Here is a 16,665-nt window from a genome sequence, read left to right on the forward strand (position 1 = left end):
GCTCGCCTACAGCGCGGTCGGCGACTCCGCATCCATGCGGGTGACGCGCAGACCTTCGCCGGCGGCATCCACGAGCACCGTCTCGCCGTCGCGGATCTCGCCCGCGAGCAGGGCCCGTGCGAGCTTGTCGTCGATCTCCCGCTGCATCAGCCTGCGCAGCGGACGGGCGCCGTAGATCGGGTCGTAGCCACGCTCGGCCAGCCAGCTGCGCGCTGCCGGTGTGACCGCGAGGTCGAGTCGACGATCGGCGAGTCGGCGGGTGAGCCGGTCGATGTAGAGCTCCACGATCTGCCCGAGGTCTTCCGTGGACAGTGGCGAGAACACCACGATGTCGTCGAGCCGGTTGATGAACTCGGGCTTGAACGCCTGACGCACCAGCTCGTTGACCGCGTTCTTGCGGTCCTCCCACGGCAGGGACTGGTCGGTGATGAACTGGCTGCCCAGGTTGCTCGTGAGGATCAGGATCACGTTGCGGAAGTCCACCGTGCGGCCCTGCCCGTCGGTGAGCCGCCCATCGTCGAGCACCTGCAGCAGCACGTCGAAGACCTCGGGGTGCGCCTTCTCGACCTCATCGAGCAGGATCACCGAGTAGGGACGACGGCGCACGGCCTCGGTCAGCTGCCCGCCCTGCTCGTACCCGACGTAGCCGGGAGGGGCACCGACGAGCCGCGAGACAGAGAACTTCTCCCCGTACTCGCTCATGTCGATGCGCACGAGCGCCTTCTCGTCGTCGAACAGGTACTCCGCGAGGGCCTTCGCGAGCTCGGTCTTGCCGACGCCCGTGGGCCCGAGGAACAGGAACGAGCCCGTCGGCCGGTCGGGATCGGAGATGCCGGCGCGCGTGCGGCGCACGGCCTCCGAGACGGCGGCGACGGCATCCTTCTGCCCGATCAGGCGTTTGCCGAGCTCGGCCTCCAGGTGCAGCAGCTTCTCGGTCTCGCCCTGCGTGAGCTTGTCGACCGGGATGCCCGTCCACTGCGCCACGACGGCGGCGATGTCCTCGTCCGTCACCTGGTCGTTGACCATGCGCGGGCCGGTCTGCTCCACGGACTCCGCCTGCGCGAGCGAACGCTCGATGCCCGGGATCGTCTCGTAGTTGAGCTTGGAGGCCTTCTGGTAGTCACCCTCGCGCATCGCCTTGTCGAGCTCGATGCGGGCGTCGTTCAGCCGGGTCTTCAGGTCGCCGACGCCGTGCAGGGACGCCTTCTCCGCCTGCCACGCGGACTCCAGCCGGTCCAACTCCTTCTGCCGCTCGGCGAGATCCTCGCGCAGCTTCTCGAGACGGGCCTTGGATGCCTCGTCCTTCTCCTTCTTCAGCGCGAGCTCCTCGATCCGAAGCCGGTCCACCGCGCGCTTGAGCTGGTCGATCTCCACCGGCGAGGAGTCGATCTCCATCTTCAGCCGGGAGGCCGCCTCGTCGATCAGGTCGATCGCCTTGTCCGGCAGCTTTCGCCCCGTGATGTAGCGGTTACTGAGGGTCGCCGCGGCGACGAGCGCGGCATCCGCGATCGCGACCTTGTGGTGCGCCTCGTAACGCTCCTTGAGTCCGCGCAGGATCGCAACGGTGTCCTCGACGGAGGGCTCGCCGACGAACACCTGCTGGAAGCGGCGCTCGAGCGCGGCATCCTTCTCGATGTACTGGCGGTACTCGTCGAGCGTGGTCGCGCCGATCAGGCGCAGCTCACCGCGGGCGAGCATGGGCTTGAGCATGTTGGATGCCGCGACCGAGCCCTCCCCGCCGCCCGCGCCCATCAGCGTGTGCAGCTCGTCGATGAAGGTGATGATCTGGCCGTCGGAGTCGTTGATCTCCTTGAGCACGGCCTTGAGTCGCTCCTCGAACTCACCGCGGTACTTCGCGCCAGCGACCAGGGCCGCGAGGTCGAGCGAGACCAGCTGCTTGTCCTTGAGCGAGTCCGCGACATCCCCTGCGACGATGCGCTGGGCGAGGCCCTCCACGACGGCGGTCTTGCCGACGCCGGGCTCACCGATGAGCACGGGGTTGTTCTTCGTGCGCCGGGTGAGCACCTGGCTGACGCGCCGGATCTCGGCATCCCGCCCGATGACGGGGTCGAGCTTGCCGCTGCGGGCGATGTCCGTGAGGTTGACCCCGTACTGTTCGAGCGCGGTCTTCTGCTCCTCGTCGGTGCCGGGAGCACCCTGCATGTTGGCCACCATGACCTCCTAGTTTTTCCTGAGCGGTCGCCACACGACGACCTGATTGGAGCGCTGCGCCCGGGTTCCGGCACGCAGCGAGATCACGTCACCGGCGGGCCCGGCAGCGAACACGCGGCGGCCCGGCCGGTTGAGCAGTTCGTCGGCGAGCGCGTGCTCGAGCTCGCGCACGCGTTCGACGAGTTCCGCGTTCTGGTTCTCGAGTTGCAGGATGCGCTTGATGCCCTCGAGGTTCAGGCCCTCAGCACTCAGTGCGGCGATCTCGCGCAGCTGGGCCACATCCCGCATCGAGTAGCGACGCGACTGCCCGGCCGTGCGGGTGGGGCTCACCAGACCGAGGCGGTCGTACTGACGCAGGGTCTGCGGATGCATGCCCGCGAGCTCTGCCGCGACCGCGATCGCGAACACGGGCGAGAACTCGTCCATCAGCGATCCGCCCTCGCCCTCGTCAGCAGGTCGTCGCGCGGGTTCTCCTGGGGCATCGCCGCGGCGAAGGCCTCGAGCTTGGTGAGTGCGTCGGCCGGCAGGTGGTCCGGCACCGCGATCTGCACCTCGGCGAGCAGATCGCCGGAGCCCTTCGCGGTGGTCACCCCGCGGCCCTTCACCCGCAGCACGCGACCGCTCGGAGTGCCGGGCGCGACCTTGAGCTTCACCGGGTCACCGCCGAGCGTGGGCACCTCGATGGTCGCACCGAGCACCGCCTCGGGAAAGGTGACCGGCACGACCACGCGCAGGTTGAGCCCATCGCGCTCGAACACGGGATGCTTGCGCACCGCCACGGTGAGCACCAGGTCGCCAGGTTCGCCGCCGTCCGGGCTCGGTTCGCCCTTGCCCTTCAGCCGGATCTTCTGACCGTCGCTGACCCCCGCCGGGATCTTGACGTTGATCGCCTTGCCGCCCGCGGGCTGGAGCTTGATCGTCTCGCCCCGGATGGCCGTGACGAAATCGAGCGTGGTGGATGCCGTGACATCCCGGCCAGGAGTCGGCCCACCGAATCCGCGGTAGCCGCCGGTCGAGCTGCCGAAGCCGCCCGAACCGCCGAACATGCCGCCCAGCAGGTCTTCGAAGCTCGCGTTCGACTGGTAGCTGCGCTGGCCGCCGCCGAACATGCCGCCGAACACGTCCTCGAAGCCGCCGGAACCGCCGGGTGCGGTGAAGCGCGCCCCAGAGCCCATCGCGCGGATCTGGTCGTACTCCTTGCGAAGCTCGGGGTCGGAGAGCACCGAGTGCGCCTCGCTGATCTCCTTGAACTTCGCTTCGGCCTTCGCATCCCCCGGATTCGAATCCGGGTGGTACTGCCGCGCGAGCTTGCGGTAGGTCTTCTTCAGCTCCGCCTCGGACACGTCCTTGGACACGCCGAGCACCGCATAGAAGTCCTTGTCGAACCAGTCCTGACTGGCCACGTCGCCTCCTGAGACCCTTACTCGGCGGGAACGGAGACGGCGACCTTGGCCGGCCGCACGAGGCGGTCGCCGAGGATGTAGCCGGCCTGGATCACGTCGGCGACCGTCTGCGAGGTTGCGGCGGGGTCGGGCAGCTGCACGACCGCCTCGTGGATGGTCGGATCGAAGGGCTCACCCTTGACGCCGACCTCCTTGAGCCCGTACTTCTCGAACGTGGCCCGCAGCTTCTGCGCGATCAAGGTCACCGGAGCACCCTCGACCAGATCGCCGTGCGCTTCCGCGAGCGCGAGGTCGTCGATCACCGGCAGCAGCGAACGCAGCACCTCGGCGATGACCGCCTCGCGGTTCGCGGCGCGGTCGCGTTCGACTCGCTGCCGGAAGTTCACGAGCTCGGCCTGCGCCCGAAGCATGTCGTTGCGCATGTCGGCGACCAGATCCTTGCTGGCCTCATCGAGAAGGGCCTGATCCTCCGGGCTCAGTTCCTCGCCCTCGACGGGGGCGTCGTCGGACGCCCCCGCCTGAGGCTCGCGAACGTCACCGGTCTCCGGGTCGATCCGCCGCTTGTCACGGATGATCGGCTCGTCCTTCTCGGACTCGTCCCTGTTGTCGGTCATTACTTCTTGGGCTCTTCCTCGTCGTCGACGACCTCGGCGTCCACGATGTCCTCGTCGGACTCCGCGGCGCTCTCACCTGCCGCATCCGCGGTCGGCTCGCTCTGCGCGGCCGAGTAGATGGCCTCGCCGAGCTTCTGCTGCGAGGCGCTGAGCGTGTCGAACGCGGTCTTCACCGCGGCCTCGTCGTCGCCCGCGAGCGCCGAGTTGAGCGCGTCGACATCCGCCTGCACCTCGTTCTTGACGTCCTCGGGCAGCTTGTCCGCGTTGTCCTTGATGAGCTTGTCGGTGGAGTAGGCGAGCTGCTCCGCGGTGTTGCGGGTCTCGGCTGCCTCGCGACGCGCCTTGTCCTCGGCGGCGTGCTCCTCGCCCTCGCGCACCATGCGCTCGATGTCCTCCTTGGAGAGCGCCGAGCCGCCGGTGATCGTCATCGACTGCTCCTTGCCCGTGCCCTTGTCCTTCGCGGACACGTGCACGATGCCGTTGGCGTCGATGTCGAAGGTGACCTCGATCTGCGGGATGCCGCGGGGCGCCGGCGCGATGCCGGTCAGCTCGAACGTGCCCAGGTTCTTGTTGTCGCGGGTGAACTCGCGCTCGCCCTGGAACACCTGGATCGCGACGGAGGGCTGGTTGTCGTCCGCCGTCGTGAAGGTCTCGCTGCGCTTGGTCGGGATCGCGGTGTTGCGCTCGATGAGCTTGGTCATGATGCCGCCCTTGGTCTCGATGCCGAGGCTCAGGGGGGTGACGTCGATGAGCAGCACATCCTTGCGCTCGCCCTTCAGCACGCCGGCCTGGAGCGCGGCGCCGACGGCGACCACCTCATCCGGGTTGACGCCCTTGTTGGGATCCTTGCCGCCGGTGAGCTTCTTGACGAGCTCGGTGACGGCGGGCATGCGGGTCGATCCGCCGACGAGCACGACGTGGTCGATGTCGCCGACCTTGATGCCCGCCTCCTTGATGACGTCTTCGAACGGCTTCTTGGTGCGGTCGAGCAGGTCGCTCGTCATCTGCTCGAACTGGGCGCGCGTGAGCGTCTCGTCGAGGTTGGCGGGCCCGTTCTCGGTGAGGGAGAGGTAGGGCAGCTGGATGCTCGCGGACGTCTGGGAGCTGAGCTCCTTCTTCGCCTGCTCGGCGGCCTCCTTGAGGCGCTGCAGCGCGATCTTGTCCTTCGAGACATCCACCCCGGTGGTGTCCTTGAACTTCTTGATCAGGTACTCCACGATGCGCTGGTCCCAGTCGTCACCACCGAGCCGGTTGTCGCCCGCGGTGGAGCGCACCTGGATGGTGGAGAAGTCGTCGTCCTTGCCCACCTCGAGCAGGGAGACGTCGAAGGTTCCGCCACCGAGGTCGAAGACGAGGATGAGCTCGTCCTCCTTGCCCTTGTCGAGGCCGTACGCGAGCGCCGCCGCAGTGGGCTCGTTGATGATGCGCAGCACGTTGAGGCCCGCGATCTCGCCGGCTTCCTTGGTGGCCTGGCGCTCCGAGTCGTTGAAGTACGCGGGAACGGTGATGACGGCATCCGTCACCGGCTCGCCGAGGTACTGCTCGGCGTCGCGCTTGAGCTTCGCGAGGATACGCGCGGAGATCTCCTGCGGCGTGTACTTCTTGCCGTCGATGTCGGCCTTCCAGTCGGTGCCCATGTGGCGCTTGACGGAGGCGATCGTGCGATCGACGTTGGTGACGGCCTGGCGCTTGGCGGTCTCGCCGACGAGCACCTCGCCATCCTTGGTGAAGGCGACGACCGACGGGGTCGTGCGGAAGCCTTCGGCGTTGGCGATGACGGTGGGTTCCCCACCTTCGAGGACGGCCACCACCGAGTTGGTGGTTCCGAGGTCGATGCCTACTGCTCGAGCCATGTGCTCATACTCCTTGTGTCTGTGGATGCGCGGCGCTGGTTAAACCTGAGCCGCGTGGTATCAAGTTTGGTGGATGCCCGCACGCGCGTCAAGTTCTCCACCTGAAAATTGAGTGGGAGTGGCTCAAGAATCCAGTCACCTTTCGGCTACCTTCTGCCACTAGCGTGATCACCATGACGGACGCGCCCGACGCTGTGCCCCCCACCGACAAGACCCTCCCCGCCGCCGCGAACACGCTCGCGATCGGCGTCATGGGCCTGGAACTCCAGGAGGGAGTCGTCGTGCCGCGCCGCCGGGTGTTCGCCTGGGCGTTCTGGGACTGGGCGACGCAGCCCTTCAACACGGTGCTGCTCACCTTCGTTTGGGTGCCGAGCTACCTCACGAGCACGTTCTTCGTCGACCCCGCCGTGATCGGTACCGCCGGAGAGGAGGCCGCGCTCGGTCAACTGGCGAGCTACCTCGGCTACGGCGTCACCGTCGCCGGCCTGCTCATCGCGCTGCTCGCGCCCGTGCTCGGCCAGCGCGCCGACCGCGCCGGCCGCCAGAAGCTCCAGTTGCTCGTCTTCACCGGCCTGCTCATCGCCTCCCAACTCGGCATGGTCTTCGTGCAGCCCGGCGGCGAGTGGTTCTGGATGGGGGTCGCCCTCATCGCCGTCGGCAGCGTCTTCGGCGAGATCGCCGGGGTCAACTACAACGCGCTGCTCATCTCCGTCTCGAACCCGAGGACGATCGGCAAGGTCTCCGGTCTCGGCTGGGGCTTCGGCTACCTCGGCGGCATCGTCGCCCTCGCCGTGGTCGTCGGGCTGATCCTCGGTGGGGTGCTCGACGGTACCGCGGCATCCACCTTCCAGATGATCGCGCTCGGCTGCACGATCTGGACCGTGATCTTCGTGATCCCGATCTTCGTCAGCGTGCCGGAGCCGTCGCACACCTACGCCGGTGAGAAGGTCGGGTTCTTCCAGAGCTACGTCGAACTCGTGCGCGGCGTCATCCGCCTCTACAAGGAGACCCGCCCCACCTTCTGGTTCCTGCTCGCCAGCGCGGTCTACCGCGACGGCCTCTCCGCGGTGTTCACCTTCGGGTCGATCATCGCCGCCGTCGTCTTCGGCTTCGGCTTCACTGACCTCGTGATCTTCGGCATCGTGCTCAACATCGTCGCGGGGGTGTCGACGATCCTCGCCGGCCGCCTCGACGATCTCTTCGGCCCGAAGCGGGTGATCCTCGTCTCCGTCTTCGGTCTCGTCGCCTGCACCCTCGTCGTGTTCTTCGGCGCCGGGCTCGGAGCACCGCTGTTCTGGGCCGCGGGCATCGTTCTCGCCCTGTTCGTCGGGCCGGCCCAAGCGGCCTCCCGCTCGTTCCTCGCCCGGGTCACACCGGCGGGGCGCGAGGGCGAGGTCTTCGGCCTCTACGCGACGACCGGTCGCGCGGCCGGCTGGATGGCGTCGCTGCTCTGGGGCGTGTTCATTGCGATCGCCGCGAGCCAGACCCTCTACGGCATCCTCGGTATCACCCTCGTGCTGCTTGCGGGCGGCATCATGCTGCTGTTCGTCAAGGCGCCGCCCGCCGCCGTGAAGGCGCACGAGGCGTAGTACCCAGGGCAGGCTGTTTGCCTGGCGACCGTCAGCGTGGCCAGGCGGCCGCGAAGCGGCTGAGCAGGGCGGCGAACTGCTCTCGTTCGGCATCCGTGAAGCCGACGAGCGCCTCGGTCACCGCCGAGCGTCGGGATGCCCTCGCCGCCTCCAGCACGCCGCGGCCGACCTCGGTGATCGTGACGACGCTGCGGCGAGCATCCCGGGGATCGACGGCGCGATCGACCAGGCCGCGTTCGGCGGCGTCGTTGACCAGTCGGGAGGCGCGGGGCTGATCGACCCCGATCGCGGCCGCCACCTCCGAGATGCCCAGCCGGGTGTCGACGGATGCGGCGGCGAGCGCCTCGAGCAGCCGGAACCGCGCGGCCCCGCCGAGCGAGCGGTCATGACCGCGGCCGGGACCGTGCCCACCCGCCCACGGCGGAGGGCCGTCGCCCCACGGGGGGCGACGCGGGCCCTCGTCATCGGCATCGCGCGCCCACGGGGGCCGGTGCGCGCTGGGGCCGTGGCCACCCGGGCGGTGGGCGCGGCCCGGGGTGGGGCGCAGCAGGAGGAGGGCGTCCTCGATGCGGCGCACGGCATCCGCTTGACTTTCGGAATCCATGTATGTAACTATACAACTGTTGTCATATGACATGCATCGCCGATCCCGGTGAGAAGAACCCGGCGACCGCCGGAGAAGAAGAGACGAAGAACATGAACACCCCCAACGACACCGACACCCCCACCCACCCCCGACGCCCCGGCTTCTGGCTGCGCGCGATCGAACAGCGCAAGCACGCGCTCGCGCACGAGTACCGCAAGGGCCTCGGCGACACCGCCCGCGAGGGCATCAGCGACGAGGACTACGCCACCACCATGGCCACCCTCGAGCGGATGGCGCGCAATCTCGGCTGGGACGAGGAGCAGACCCCGTTCGGGCGCGGCTTCGGCGGCCACGGCCGCCCCGGCATGCGCGGTCACCGATTCGGGCCGCGTCGCCCCTCCCGCGACGAGGCGCCCGAGGCGTAACGTCGAGACATGAACGCACCTCGACCGATCGGATTCTGGCTCAAGCTCGTCGACCGCCTGATCGACGAGCAGTTCGCCTCGACTCTTGAGGAACACGGCGTCACCCGGCGCCAGTGGCAGCTGTTGAACGTGCTCGCTCGCGAGGCGTCGACGGTGGAGCAACTGGATGCCGCGGTGGCGCCATTCCTGTCGACCGACGACCAGGAGTCCTCGGTCGAGCACCTCACCGAGCTCATCGAGTCGGGCTGGGTGACCACGACCGTAGCCACCTACGAGATCACGGAGCGGGGCCGCGGCGCCTTCGAGCGCCTCGTCGACGTCGTCGCGGTGCAGCGCACCGTCATGGCGGAGGGCATCAGCGAGCAGGAGTACGAGCAGGCGATCGCCGTGCTCGAGCGCCTGGCCCGGAACCTCGGCTACGAGGACTGAACTAGGCGGCGAGCCGCCACCAGATCAACAGCATCGTCACGAGAAACCCCGTCGCGAAGTTGAGCCAGAGGAACCGCTTCCAGCCGCGGTTCGCGGACTCGCAGGTGGCATCCGTCACGTTCCAGAACTGCGCGCAGCTGATCGCGTAGGGCAACGCGAGGATCGCCGCGAGCGGTCCCGGCCACTGCGTCACCAGCAACAGGGCCCCTGCCAGCAAGTAGAGCACCACCGAGAGCCGCGCGGTGGCGCGAGCCCCGATGACGGTCGCGATGGAGGAGATCTGCGCCTCGCGGTCGGCGGTGACATCCTGCACGGCACCGAAGGCGTGCGAGGCCATGCCCCAGAGGAAGAACGCGCCGAGCAGCGCCCAGAGCTGCGGGGTGAAGACCGCCCCGGCGAGCACGAGGCCGTAGACGGCGGGCGAGACGAAGTGCGTGCTCGAGGTGATCGAGTCGAGGAAGGGCTTCTCCTTGAAGCGCAGGCCCTTCGCCGAGTAGGCGACCACCGCGAACAGGCTGATCGCGAGCACGAGCCAGCTCAGCGGTGAGCCGACGGCGACGAGATACACCACGAAGGGCACCGTGGTCACGATCGAGGCGATGATCGTCGGTCGGTGCATCCTGGTGTCGAGCACCGCGCCCTCGACCCCGCCCTTGCGCGGGTTGCGCAGGTCGGACTCGTAGTCGAACACGTCGTTGATGCCGTACATCGCGAGGTTGTAGGGCACGAGGAAGAAGACGGTGCCGAGCACGAAGGTCAGGTCGATACTGCCGGTCGTCAGCAGGTAGGCGGCCGCGAAGGGGAACGCGGTGTTGACCCAGCTGAGCGGGCGGGATGAGACGAAGAGTTCCCTAATCACGGGGCCGCCTCTCCAACAGCACCCACAGCGAGGGCAGGCCGATGATCGCGGCGAGTGCGTAGGCGAAGTCCTCCAGCGGGGCGATGCCCAGGAACGCGCCGCTGATCAGGGTCGGCTCGTAGGCGACGAGCCCGACGCCGATCATCACGTTGTCGAAGACCGCCGTCATCACCAGCAGCACCGCGGCGGTGAGACCGATCGCCGCCCACGACAGACGCCTGGCCGCAAGGATGCCGGCGAGCGCGGCCACCGCGAGAAAGGGCAGGTTGAGCAGCCAGTACGTCACGGTCGCGGCCGATCCAGCGCGTTGTAGACGTTCATCGTGAGGTAGCACAGCAGCGTGAGGAAGAAGACCTCCTCGAGCGGCACCTCCGGCGCGACCTGCAGCCCGGTCATGAAGCTCGTCTCGCCGCGGAAGAAGACGCCGAGGCCGACCCCGAACAGATCCCAGACGAGAAAGAACAGCACGCCAGCCGCGAGCACGATCGCCGCCCGGCGCGTGTCTCGCCAGAAGAACAGGCGGAACCGCCGATCGAGCAGCACCATGCCGGTGAGCGCCACGAGCAGCGCACCGAGGTAGAGCAGCATCATGGCGCCGCGGTCTCCACGGACCCGACCACCGGCAGCGGCTCCGGCAGCGGCTCGGTCGAGGTGTCGCCGCGCAGCCGCTTGAGCAGCACCTCGGCGCTGATCAGGCACATCGGCAGGCCGATGCCGGGGATCGTCGAACCACCGACGTAGTACAGCCCCTTGACCTTCTTCGAGACGTTGCCCGCACGGAAGAACGCGCTCTGCTTGAGCGTGTGGGCCGGGCCGAGGGCCGTGCCCCGCCACGCGTGCAGCTCCTGCTCGAAATCCCCCGGGCCGACGATGCGTCGCACGGTGATGCGATCCGCAAGGTCGTCGATGCCGGTCCAGTCGCTGATCTGGCCGATGACGCGGTCCGCAAGCGCCTCGAGCGCGGCATCCCCGTCTCCGTCCACGCCACCCCGCCCGATGGTCGGGTCGGCGGGGATCGGCACGAGCACGAAGAGGTTCTCCGAGCCCTCGGGCGCGACATCCGGGTCGACCCCGCTCGGCTTGCAGATGTACAGCGACGCCGGCTGGGGCACCGAAGGGTTCGCGCCGAAGATCGCGTCGAAACCGCGCTTCCAGTCCTTGGTGAACAGCAGCGTGTGGTGTTCGAGCTCGGGCAGGGCACCGTCGACACCGAGGTAGAGCAGCAGCGCGCTCGGCCCGGGCACCCGCTCGGCCCAGTACTCGGCAGGGTAGGTGCGCTGCTGCGGCTCCAGCAGTTCGGTCTCGGTGTGGTGCAGGTCGGCGGCGGAGACCACGAGGTCGGCGTCGGCGAAGTGCAGCTGACCTGCGGCATCCCGGTACTCGACCCCGGTCGTGGTGCCGTGCTCGACCACGATGCGCACCACCTCGGCACCGGTCGTCAACTCGGCACCCTGTGCCCTGGCGAGATCGGCGATGCTCTCGATCACCCGCGCGAAGCCACCCATCGGATAGAGCACGCCGTCTTCCAAGTCGAGGTGGCTCATGAGGTGGTACATGCTCGGCGTGGAATATGGCGAGGAGCCGAGGAACACCGCCGGGTAGCCGAGCACCTGCCGCAGCCGCGGGTCGCGCACCGTGCGCGCCGCGAGCCGGTCGAGCGGCTCGGTCAGCAACCGCAGGAAGGTGCCGGTGCGGGTCACGACGTCGCGGCGGGCAAGGCGGCGGATGTCCGCGAAGGTCGTGTAGAGAAACCGCAGCTTCGCGAGGTCGTACGTTCGCTTCGCGGAGTCCAGGTAGGCCCGCAGCCGCGCTCCGGCGCCCGGCTCGATCTCGTCGAACAGCGCGATGTTCTCGTCGACGTCCGCGGCGATGTCGAGCGGGGCATCCTGACCCTCGAAGTACACCCGGTAGCCGGGGTCGAGCGTCACGAGCGTGAGCTGCTCCTCGGCCGAGGTGCCCAACAGCCGGTAGAAGTGGTCGAAGACCTCGGGCATGAGGTACCACGACGGCCCGGTGTCGAAGCGGAACCCGTCGAGCTCCCACGAACCGGCCCGGCCGCCGAACTCGTCTCGGCCCTCCAGCAGGCGCACCTCGTGACCCTCACGGGCAAGCAGCGCGGCACTGGCCAGACCGGCGATGCCACCCCCGATGACGACGACGCGACTCACGGCATGCCTCCAAACGCGGCCACGAGCGCAAGCCTGGCCTTGACGGGATCGGGTACCCGCACACGCGCGCGCACGAGCTGCTCGGCCGGAGTCGCTCGCAGCCTGCGAGACAGCTCCGCGAACAGGGACTGCGCGAGGGCGACCGCACGACGGCTGGACCGAGGCAGCTGCGGCACGACCGCGGCGCTGACCGCCAGATCGGCGTCGATGTCGTCGAGCAATCGCCGCTTCGTCGCCTCGTCGAAGGCGGCGACGTCGACGCCCGGAAAGTAGCTGCGACCGAGGGCCTCGTAGTCGGCGGCGAGATCGCGCAGGAAGTTGACCTTCTGGAATGCGGACCCGAGCGCCCGCGCGCCGTCGCTCAAGCGCTCGTACTCCCCCGCCGGACCGCCCTGCAGGAAAGCGCGCAGACACATCAGACCCACGACCTCGGCGGAACCGTAGACATAGCGCTCGAAGCTCGCCGGGTCGTGCACCTTCTGCTGCAGATCCATGCGCATGGAGTCGAAGAACGGCGCCGTGAGCTCGCGGCCGAAACCGGTCTCCCGCGCCGTGAGCGCGAACGCGTGCACGACCAGGTTGGTGCTGAAGCCGAGCTGGATCGCGCCATCGGTCTCCTGCTCGAGCGCGTCGAGAGCGCGACGTGCCGAGGGCTCGTCGATGTCCGCGCCGCCGTCGACGACCTCGTCGGCCACCCTCACGAGCGCGTAGATGTTCTCGACGTGGCGGCGCACGTCGGGCGCGAGCAACCTGGATGCGAGGCCGAACGAGGTCGAGTACCGCCGGATGACGATGCTCGCCGTCTCGCGCGCAACGTCGTCGTAGAGACTCACTTCGCCCTGCCGAGCACGGCGTCGGCGACCGGGTGGAGCTCGTCGCGCAGTGCCGGCGGGATGTGCGGCTCCGCCAGGCGGGCCAGCGCGCGGTTGGCGTAGTACCGGGCCAGCCCCTGCGCGAAGGACCGTGCGCCGCAGTCGATGAGCGCATCCCTCACGAGCTGCGCGCCGGGCTCGTCGAGCTCGTGATCTCCGAACAGGTGGGCGACGCCCTCCCACTCGGTCGTCGACGAGGCATAGGCGATCAGCACCGTGCGCTTGCCCTCCCGCAGGTCGCCGAGCGTCGACTTGCCGGTCTCGGCCTCGAGCCCGAAGACGCCGAGCAGGTCGTCGACGATCTGATAGGCGATGCCGATGTCGCGGCCGAAGTCGCCGAGCGTGGTCACGACATCGTCCGATGCGCCAGCGAGGATGGCACCCGCCTGCAGGGGGCACTCGAAGGTGTACACCGCGGTCTTGAGGCGCTCCATCGTCAGGATGTCGTCGACGCGGGGAACCTCGGGCAGGTTGGCGAAATCCACGTCGATCAGCTCGCCGGCGGCGGAGGCGAAGAGCGCGTCATCCATCACCTCGAGCAGGCGGGCACGGGTGAGACTGGACACGCCGCTGCGGTCGATCAGCCGGTAGGAGTTGAACAGCGCCAGATCGCCGGCGATGACCGCGGCGGAGAGTCCCGCGTGGTCGGCGACCCGATCGGAGGCGCCGTGTTCGGCGGCGAGCTGCCGGAAGGTGCCAGCGATGTTCGGCAGTCCCCGGCGCAGGAAGTCGCGGTCGATCACGTCGTCGTGCACGATGAGCGCGGTGTGCAGCAGCTCGAATGCGGCTCCGACGTAGGCCGCGGCCTCGGTGTCGGTGCCACCCAGCGACTGATAGGCAGCCATCACCATGCGCGGGCGAAAGCGCTTGCCGCCCGTGGTGTTGGCCTCGAGGCTCTCCCACAGCCGCATGTACTGCGGGCCCATCGTGGTGGCACGGTTCTTGGCTAGGCTGAAGAATCGCGCCAGCACGGCGTCGACCTGTGCTTGCCTCTCCTCGGAGAGGGCGAGCAGACCAACACCGTCCATTGAGGCAGACTACCGCGATGACTCCACCCGCCGAACAGGTCGTTCTGCTTTCCGAGCAGGGCGAGCCGATCGGCGTCGCGGACAAGCAGGCGGTGCACACCACCGAGACGGCGCTGCACCTCGCGTTCTCCTGCCACGTCACCAACCCCGAGGGGCTCGTGCTCGTGACCCGGCGTGCGCTCTCCAAGCTCACCTGGCCCGGCGTCTGGACCAACTCGTTCTGCGGACACCCGGCACCCGGCGAGTCGATGGAACTCGCGATCGCCCGCCGAGCGCGCGCCGAGCTCGGCCTCGAGGTCACGGACATCGCGGTCGTGCTGCCCGACTTCCGGTATCGCGCGGTCGATGCATCCGGCATCGTCGAGAACGAGATCTGCCCGGTCTACCGCGCGGCGACCACGGATGTCGTGCTTCCGAACCCCGACGAGGTCGCGGAGTTCGAGTGGGTCACCCCGCAATCCCTGCACACCGCGGCCACGGCCGCGCCCTACGCGTTCAGCCCGTGGCTGGGCTGGCAGCTGGAGCAGCTGGGCGCGTCCTAGGCGCCCTTCGAACCGGCATCCGTCGACCGCACGTCGGTGCGGTGGAAGCCGATGTGGCTGCGGGATGCCGTCGGCCCGCGCTGCCCCTGATACCGGTTGCTGTACGTGCCCGAGCCGTAGGGGTTCTCCACCGGGGAGCTGGTGCGGATGAAGCACAGCTGCCCGATCTTCATGCCCGGCCACAGCTTGATCGGCAACGTCGCCACGTTGGAGAGCTCGAGCGTCACGTGACCGGAGAACCCGGGGTCGACGAACCCTGCAGTCGAGTGCGTGAGCAGCCCGAGACGACCGAGCGAGCTCTTACCCTCCAGCCGCGCCGCGATGTCATCGGGCAGGGTCACGAGCTCGAAGGTGGAGCCCAGCACGAACTCTCCGGGGTGCAGGATGAACGCCTCATCCGCCTTCGTCTCGATCAGCCTGGTCAGCTCCGGCTGATCCTCCGCCGGGTCGATGAACGGGTACTTGTGGTTGTCGAACAGCCGGAAGAAGCGGTCGAGCCGCACGTCGATGCTCGAGGGCTGCACCATCGAGAGGTCGAGCGGGTCGAGCCCGATGCGGCCGGCGGACAGCTCGGCACGGATGTCGCGGTCGGAGAGCAGCATTCGATCAGACTAGCGAGCCGATCACAGGCCCAGGGTCGGGTTCGCCGCACGCAGGGCGTCGAGAGCGGATGCCGCGACCGGCGTGCTGAGCGCGAGCCCCGTGCCATCGGCGAGGATCCACACGTCCCCCGTGAACACGTGCACGGCGGACTCGGTCGACACCATCCCGTCGCGCTCGAGCTCGTAGCTCGTCGCCGGCCCGGCGGTGGATGTTGCGAACCCGGCGGCAGTCAACGCCGTGGTGAGGCTCGCTCGCTCCGCGGGGGTGATCTCCGCGACCAGTAGGGAGAAGGCACCGTCGGAGTTCGGAACGCCCCAGCGGCACGTCTTCGACTGCGACGCGCTGGTGACCGCAGTCACGATCTCGGGGATCTCGAAGCGCCCGGCGAACTCGACGCCGGGGAACTGCCCGAAGAACTCGGTGCTCTCGGAGAACAGGGCTCGGGCATCCTCGAGGCTGAGCAGGTCTTCGCACTCGGGAATCACGAGCGCAGCTGGCGCGGGCGAAGGAGTCGGGGATGCCGTGGCGGAGGGTGATTCGGATGACGCGGGGCTCGGTGACGGAATCGTGGCCGTCGGGCCGCACGCGGCCAGCCCCAGCAGCGCCACGGTCACGGGAACGATCAGCAGGGCTCGCCTCATGTCGAGCAGCGTAGCGGCTCGCCTGCGCTACAGGTAGGCTCGTTGCCTGGCGGTTCGCCGCCGACGCGGATGTAGTTCAATGGCAGAACTTCAGCTTCCCAAGCTGATAGCGCGGGTTCGATTCCCGTCATCCGCTCCGATGTCAGTTCTCAAGCAACTTGAGACTTGTCTCACTCAAGTTGAGACTCGCCGAGTATGTGGCGTTCATGGCACTCGCGGCCGGACCGGTGTCATCGGCGGACGAGAGGGTGGTGACTGCATGCTTCGCGGACGTCGAAGAGCGCGCACGATCTCAGAAGTTCCGCATCAGCGCCCCGGGTATGGCAAGAAGCAGGATGAGCCCTGAACCACACGTCGCGATCACGCTGAGGACCAGCCCCGCGGTAGCGAGGCCGCGGCCTCGAGCGCCGTACGGAATGACTCTCAGCGCCTTATTGGCGTACACCCACCCGACGATCCCGAGGGGTATCGCGGCGATGGGGATGCCGATGAAAATGACTCCGAGGAGTCCGAGAACAAACGCTGAGGTACGCCCTGAAACCATCATCCACTCGGACCCCGCTGGCGTAGGCGCGGCGGTGTAGTGGACTGTGGCCCCGGAAGGCGCCGGCGGCGCGGGTGCTGGCGGAATGACGGGAGCGGGCCGACTCTCGGACCAGCGAGCGTAGTACGCGGAGGAGAGGATCTCGTCGTCGGCGATCCAGTTCGCTTCTTCAGCAGACATGGTCAGCCCTATACGCGCCCGCGCGGCGTCGTTGCGGAGGGATGCACGAAACTGTTCGAGGGATGTTGCCATGTTCGCTCCTCCGGGCCCGGTTGCCGGACAGATTATCGCCTCCCGGCGGTCCAGTCGGCCCAAGGTTCTGAGCGCGGCCGCTAAC

Annotated in this window: 19 protein-coding genes and 1 tRNA gene; 5 read left to right on the forward strand and 15 right to left on the reverse strand. The window is 68.4% G+C overall.

Annotated elements, in window-relative coordinates:
• Positions 1-6: 6 nt before the first annotated feature.
• From PYV02_RS00860 to dnaK, 5 genes are read right to left on the reverse strand one after another with little or no spacing between them, the layout of a single operon-like run.
• Positions 7-2,175 (reverse strand): ATP-dependent Clp protease ATP-binding subunit, encoded by a 2,169-nt coding sequence (locus PYV02_RS00860; protein ID WP_420833580.1) that lies wholly within the window; start codon positions 2,173-2,175, stop codon positions 7-9.
• A gap of 6 nt (positions 2,176-2,181) precedes the next feature.
• Positions 2,182-2,598, reverse strand: a complete 417-nt coding sequence (locus PYV02_RS00865; protein ID WP_275755237.1) for a heat shock protein transcriptional repressor HspR — start codon at positions 2,596-2,598, stop codon at positions 2,182-2,184.
• A complete protein-coding gene (locus tag PYV02_RS00870; RefSeq protein WP_275755240.1) occupies positions 2,598-3,575 on the reverse strand; it encodes a DnaJ C-terminal domain-containing protein in 978 nt (325 codons plus the stop codon). The genes PYV02_RS00865 and PYV02_RS00870 overlap by 1 nt, the downstream gene beginning before the upstream one ends.
• Positions 3,576-3,592: 17 nt before the next feature.
• Positions 3,593-4,189, reverse strand: a complete 597-nt coding sequence (locus PYV02_RS00875; RefSeq protein WP_275755242.1) for a nucleotide exchange factor GrpE — start codon at positions 4,187-4,189, stop codon at positions 3,593-3,595.
• On the reverse strand, positions 4,189-6,042 hold the full coding sequence (gene dnaK, locus PYV02_RS00880) for a molecular chaperone DnaK (RefSeq protein ID WP_275755244.1): 1,854 nt from the start codon (positions 6,040-6,042) through the stop codon (positions 4,189-4,191). Before dnaK ends, PYV02_RS00875 begins: the two co-directional genes overlap by 1 nt.
• Positions 6,043-6,215: 173 nt before the next feature.
• On the opposite strand from dnaK, the gene PYV02_RS00885 reads away from it, so the two are divergent.
• Positions 6,216-7,631, forward strand: coding sequence for an MFS transporter (locus tag PYV02_RS00885; protein ID WP_275755246.1), 1,416 nt, complete (start codon positions 6,216-6,218; stop codon positions 7,629-7,631).
• 31 nt (positions 7,632-7,662) lie between these two features.
• On the opposite strand, the gene PYV02_RS00890 is transcribed toward PYV02_RS00885, so the two are convergent.
• Positions 7,663-8,235: a MarR family winged helix-turn-helix transcriptional regulator gene (locus PYV02_RS00890; protein ID WP_275755248.1), complete on the reverse strand. Its 573-nt coding sequence runs from the start codon at positions 8,233-8,235 to the stop codon at positions 7,663-7,665.
• A 26-nt stretch (positions 8,236-8,261) separates the two neighbouring features.
• Here PYV02_RS00890 and PYV02_RS00895 point away from each other — a divergent pair, with 26 nt between their 5' ends.
• Both PYV02_RS00895 and PYV02_RS00900 read left to right on the forward strand, forming a co-directional pair.
• Positions 8,262-8,642 (forward strand): hypothetical protein, encoded by a 381-nt coding sequence (locus PYV02_RS00895; RefSeq protein WP_275755249.1) that lies wholly within the window; start codon positions 8,262-8,264, stop codon positions 8,640-8,642.
• A 9-nt stretch (positions 8,643-8,651) separates the two neighbouring features.
• Positions 8,652-9,071 (forward strand): MarR family winged helix-turn-helix transcriptional regulator, encoded by a 420-nt coding sequence (locus PYV02_RS00900; protein ID WP_275755251.1) that lies wholly within the window; start codon positions 8,652-8,654, stop codon positions 9,069-9,071.
• Position 9,072: 1 nt separating this feature from the next.
• On the opposite strand, the gene PYV02_RS00905 is transcribed toward PYV02_RS00900, so the two are convergent.
• Genes PYV02_RS00905 through PYV02_RS00930 form a run of 6 tightly spaced genes read right to left on the reverse strand, consistent with a single transcriptional unit; the run spans position 9,073 to position 13,998 of the window.
• The gene (locus tag PYV02_RS00905; RefSeq protein ID WP_275755253.1) at positions 9,073-9,930 is read right to left on the reverse strand and encodes a prenyltransferase; all 858 of its coding nucleotides are present in this window, start codon (positions 9,928-9,930) and stop codon (positions 9,073-9,075) included.
• Positions 9,923-10,216: a lycopene cyclase domain-containing protein gene (locus tag PYV02_RS00910; protein WP_275755255.1), complete on the reverse strand. Its 294-nt coding sequence runs from the start codon at positions 10,214-10,216 to the stop codon at positions 9,923-9,925. Before PYV02_RS00910 ends, PYV02_RS00905 begins: the two co-directional genes overlap by 8 nt.
• The gene (locus PYV02_RS00915; protein ID WP_275755256.1) at positions 10,213-10,521 is read right to left on the reverse strand and encodes a lycopene cyclase domain-containing protein; all 309 of its coding nucleotides are present in this window, start codon (positions 10,519-10,521) and stop codon (positions 10,213-10,215) included. Before PYV02_RS00915 ends, PYV02_RS00910 begins: the two co-directional genes overlap by 4 nt.
• Positions 10,518-12,098 carry a phytoene desaturase family protein gene (crtI, locus tag PYV02_RS00920; protein WP_275755259.1) on the reverse strand — a complete coding sequence of 527 codons (1,581 nt, stop codon included), beginning with the start codon at positions 12,096-12,098 and terminating at the stop codon, positions 10,518-10,520. Before crtI ends, PYV02_RS00915 begins: the two co-directional genes overlap by 4 nt.
• Complete coding sequence (locus PYV02_RS00925; RefSeq protein ID WP_275755261.1) at positions 12,095-12,931, reverse strand: phytoene/squalene synthase family protein; 837 nt, start codon at positions 12,929-12,931, stop codon at positions 12,095-12,097. The genes crtI and PYV02_RS00925 overlap by 4 nt, the downstream gene beginning before the upstream one ends.
• Entirely contained in the window at positions 12,928-13,998 is a 1,071-nt protein-coding gene (locus tag PYV02_RS00930; RefSeq protein WP_275755263.1) for a polyprenyl synthetase family protein, read from the reverse strand. The genes PYV02_RS00925 and PYV02_RS00930 overlap by 4 nt, the downstream gene beginning before the upstream one ends.
• A 17-nt stretch (positions 13,999-14,015) precedes the next feature.
• Between PYV02_RS00930 and idi the strand changes: the two genes are divergently transcribed.
• The gene (gene idi / locus PYV02_RS00935) at positions 14,016-14,540 is read left to right on the forward strand and encodes an isopentenyl-diphosphate Delta-isomerase (RefSeq protein WP_275755265.1); all 525 of its coding nucleotides are present in this window, start codon (positions 14,016-14,018) and stop codon (positions 14,538-14,540) included.
• On the opposite strand, the gene dcd is transcribed toward idi, so the two are convergent.
• Both dcd and PYV02_RS00945 read right to left on the reverse strand, forming a co-directional pair.
• Positions 14,537-15,142: a dCTP deaminase gene (gene dcd, locus PYV02_RS00940; protein ID WP_275755267.1), complete on the reverse strand. Its 606-nt coding sequence runs from the start codon at positions 15,140-15,142 to the stop codon at positions 14,537-14,539. The genes idi and dcd overlap by 4 nt on opposite strands.
• A gap of 21 nt (positions 15,143-15,163) precedes the next feature.
• Entirely contained in the window at positions 15,164-15,784 is a 621-nt protein-coding gene (locus PYV02_RS00945) for a hypothetical protein (RefSeq protein ID WP_275755269.1), read from the reverse strand.
• A 65-nt stretch (positions 15,785-15,849) separates the two neighbouring features.
• On the opposite strand from PYV02_RS00945, the gene PYV02_RS00950 reads away from it, so the two are divergent.
• A tRNA-Gly gene (locus PYV02_RS00950) sits at positions 15,850-15,920 on the forward strand.
• A gap of 156 nt (positions 15,921-16,076) precedes the next feature.
• Here PYV02_RS00950 and PYV02_RS00955 read toward each other — a convergent pair.
• Complete coding sequence (locus tag PYV02_RS00955; RefSeq protein WP_275755271.1) at positions 16,077-16,580, reverse strand: DUF4190 domain-containing protein; 504 nt, start codon at positions 16,578-16,580, stop codon at positions 16,077-16,079.
• Positions 16,581-16,665 lie beyond the last annotated feature (85 nt).

It is taken from the genome of Antiquaquibacter metalliresistens (assembly GCF_029211225.1).
Lineage (GTDB): Bacteria > Actinomycetota > Actinomycetes > Actinomycetales > Microbacteriaceae > Rhodoglobus > Rhodoglobus metalliresistens.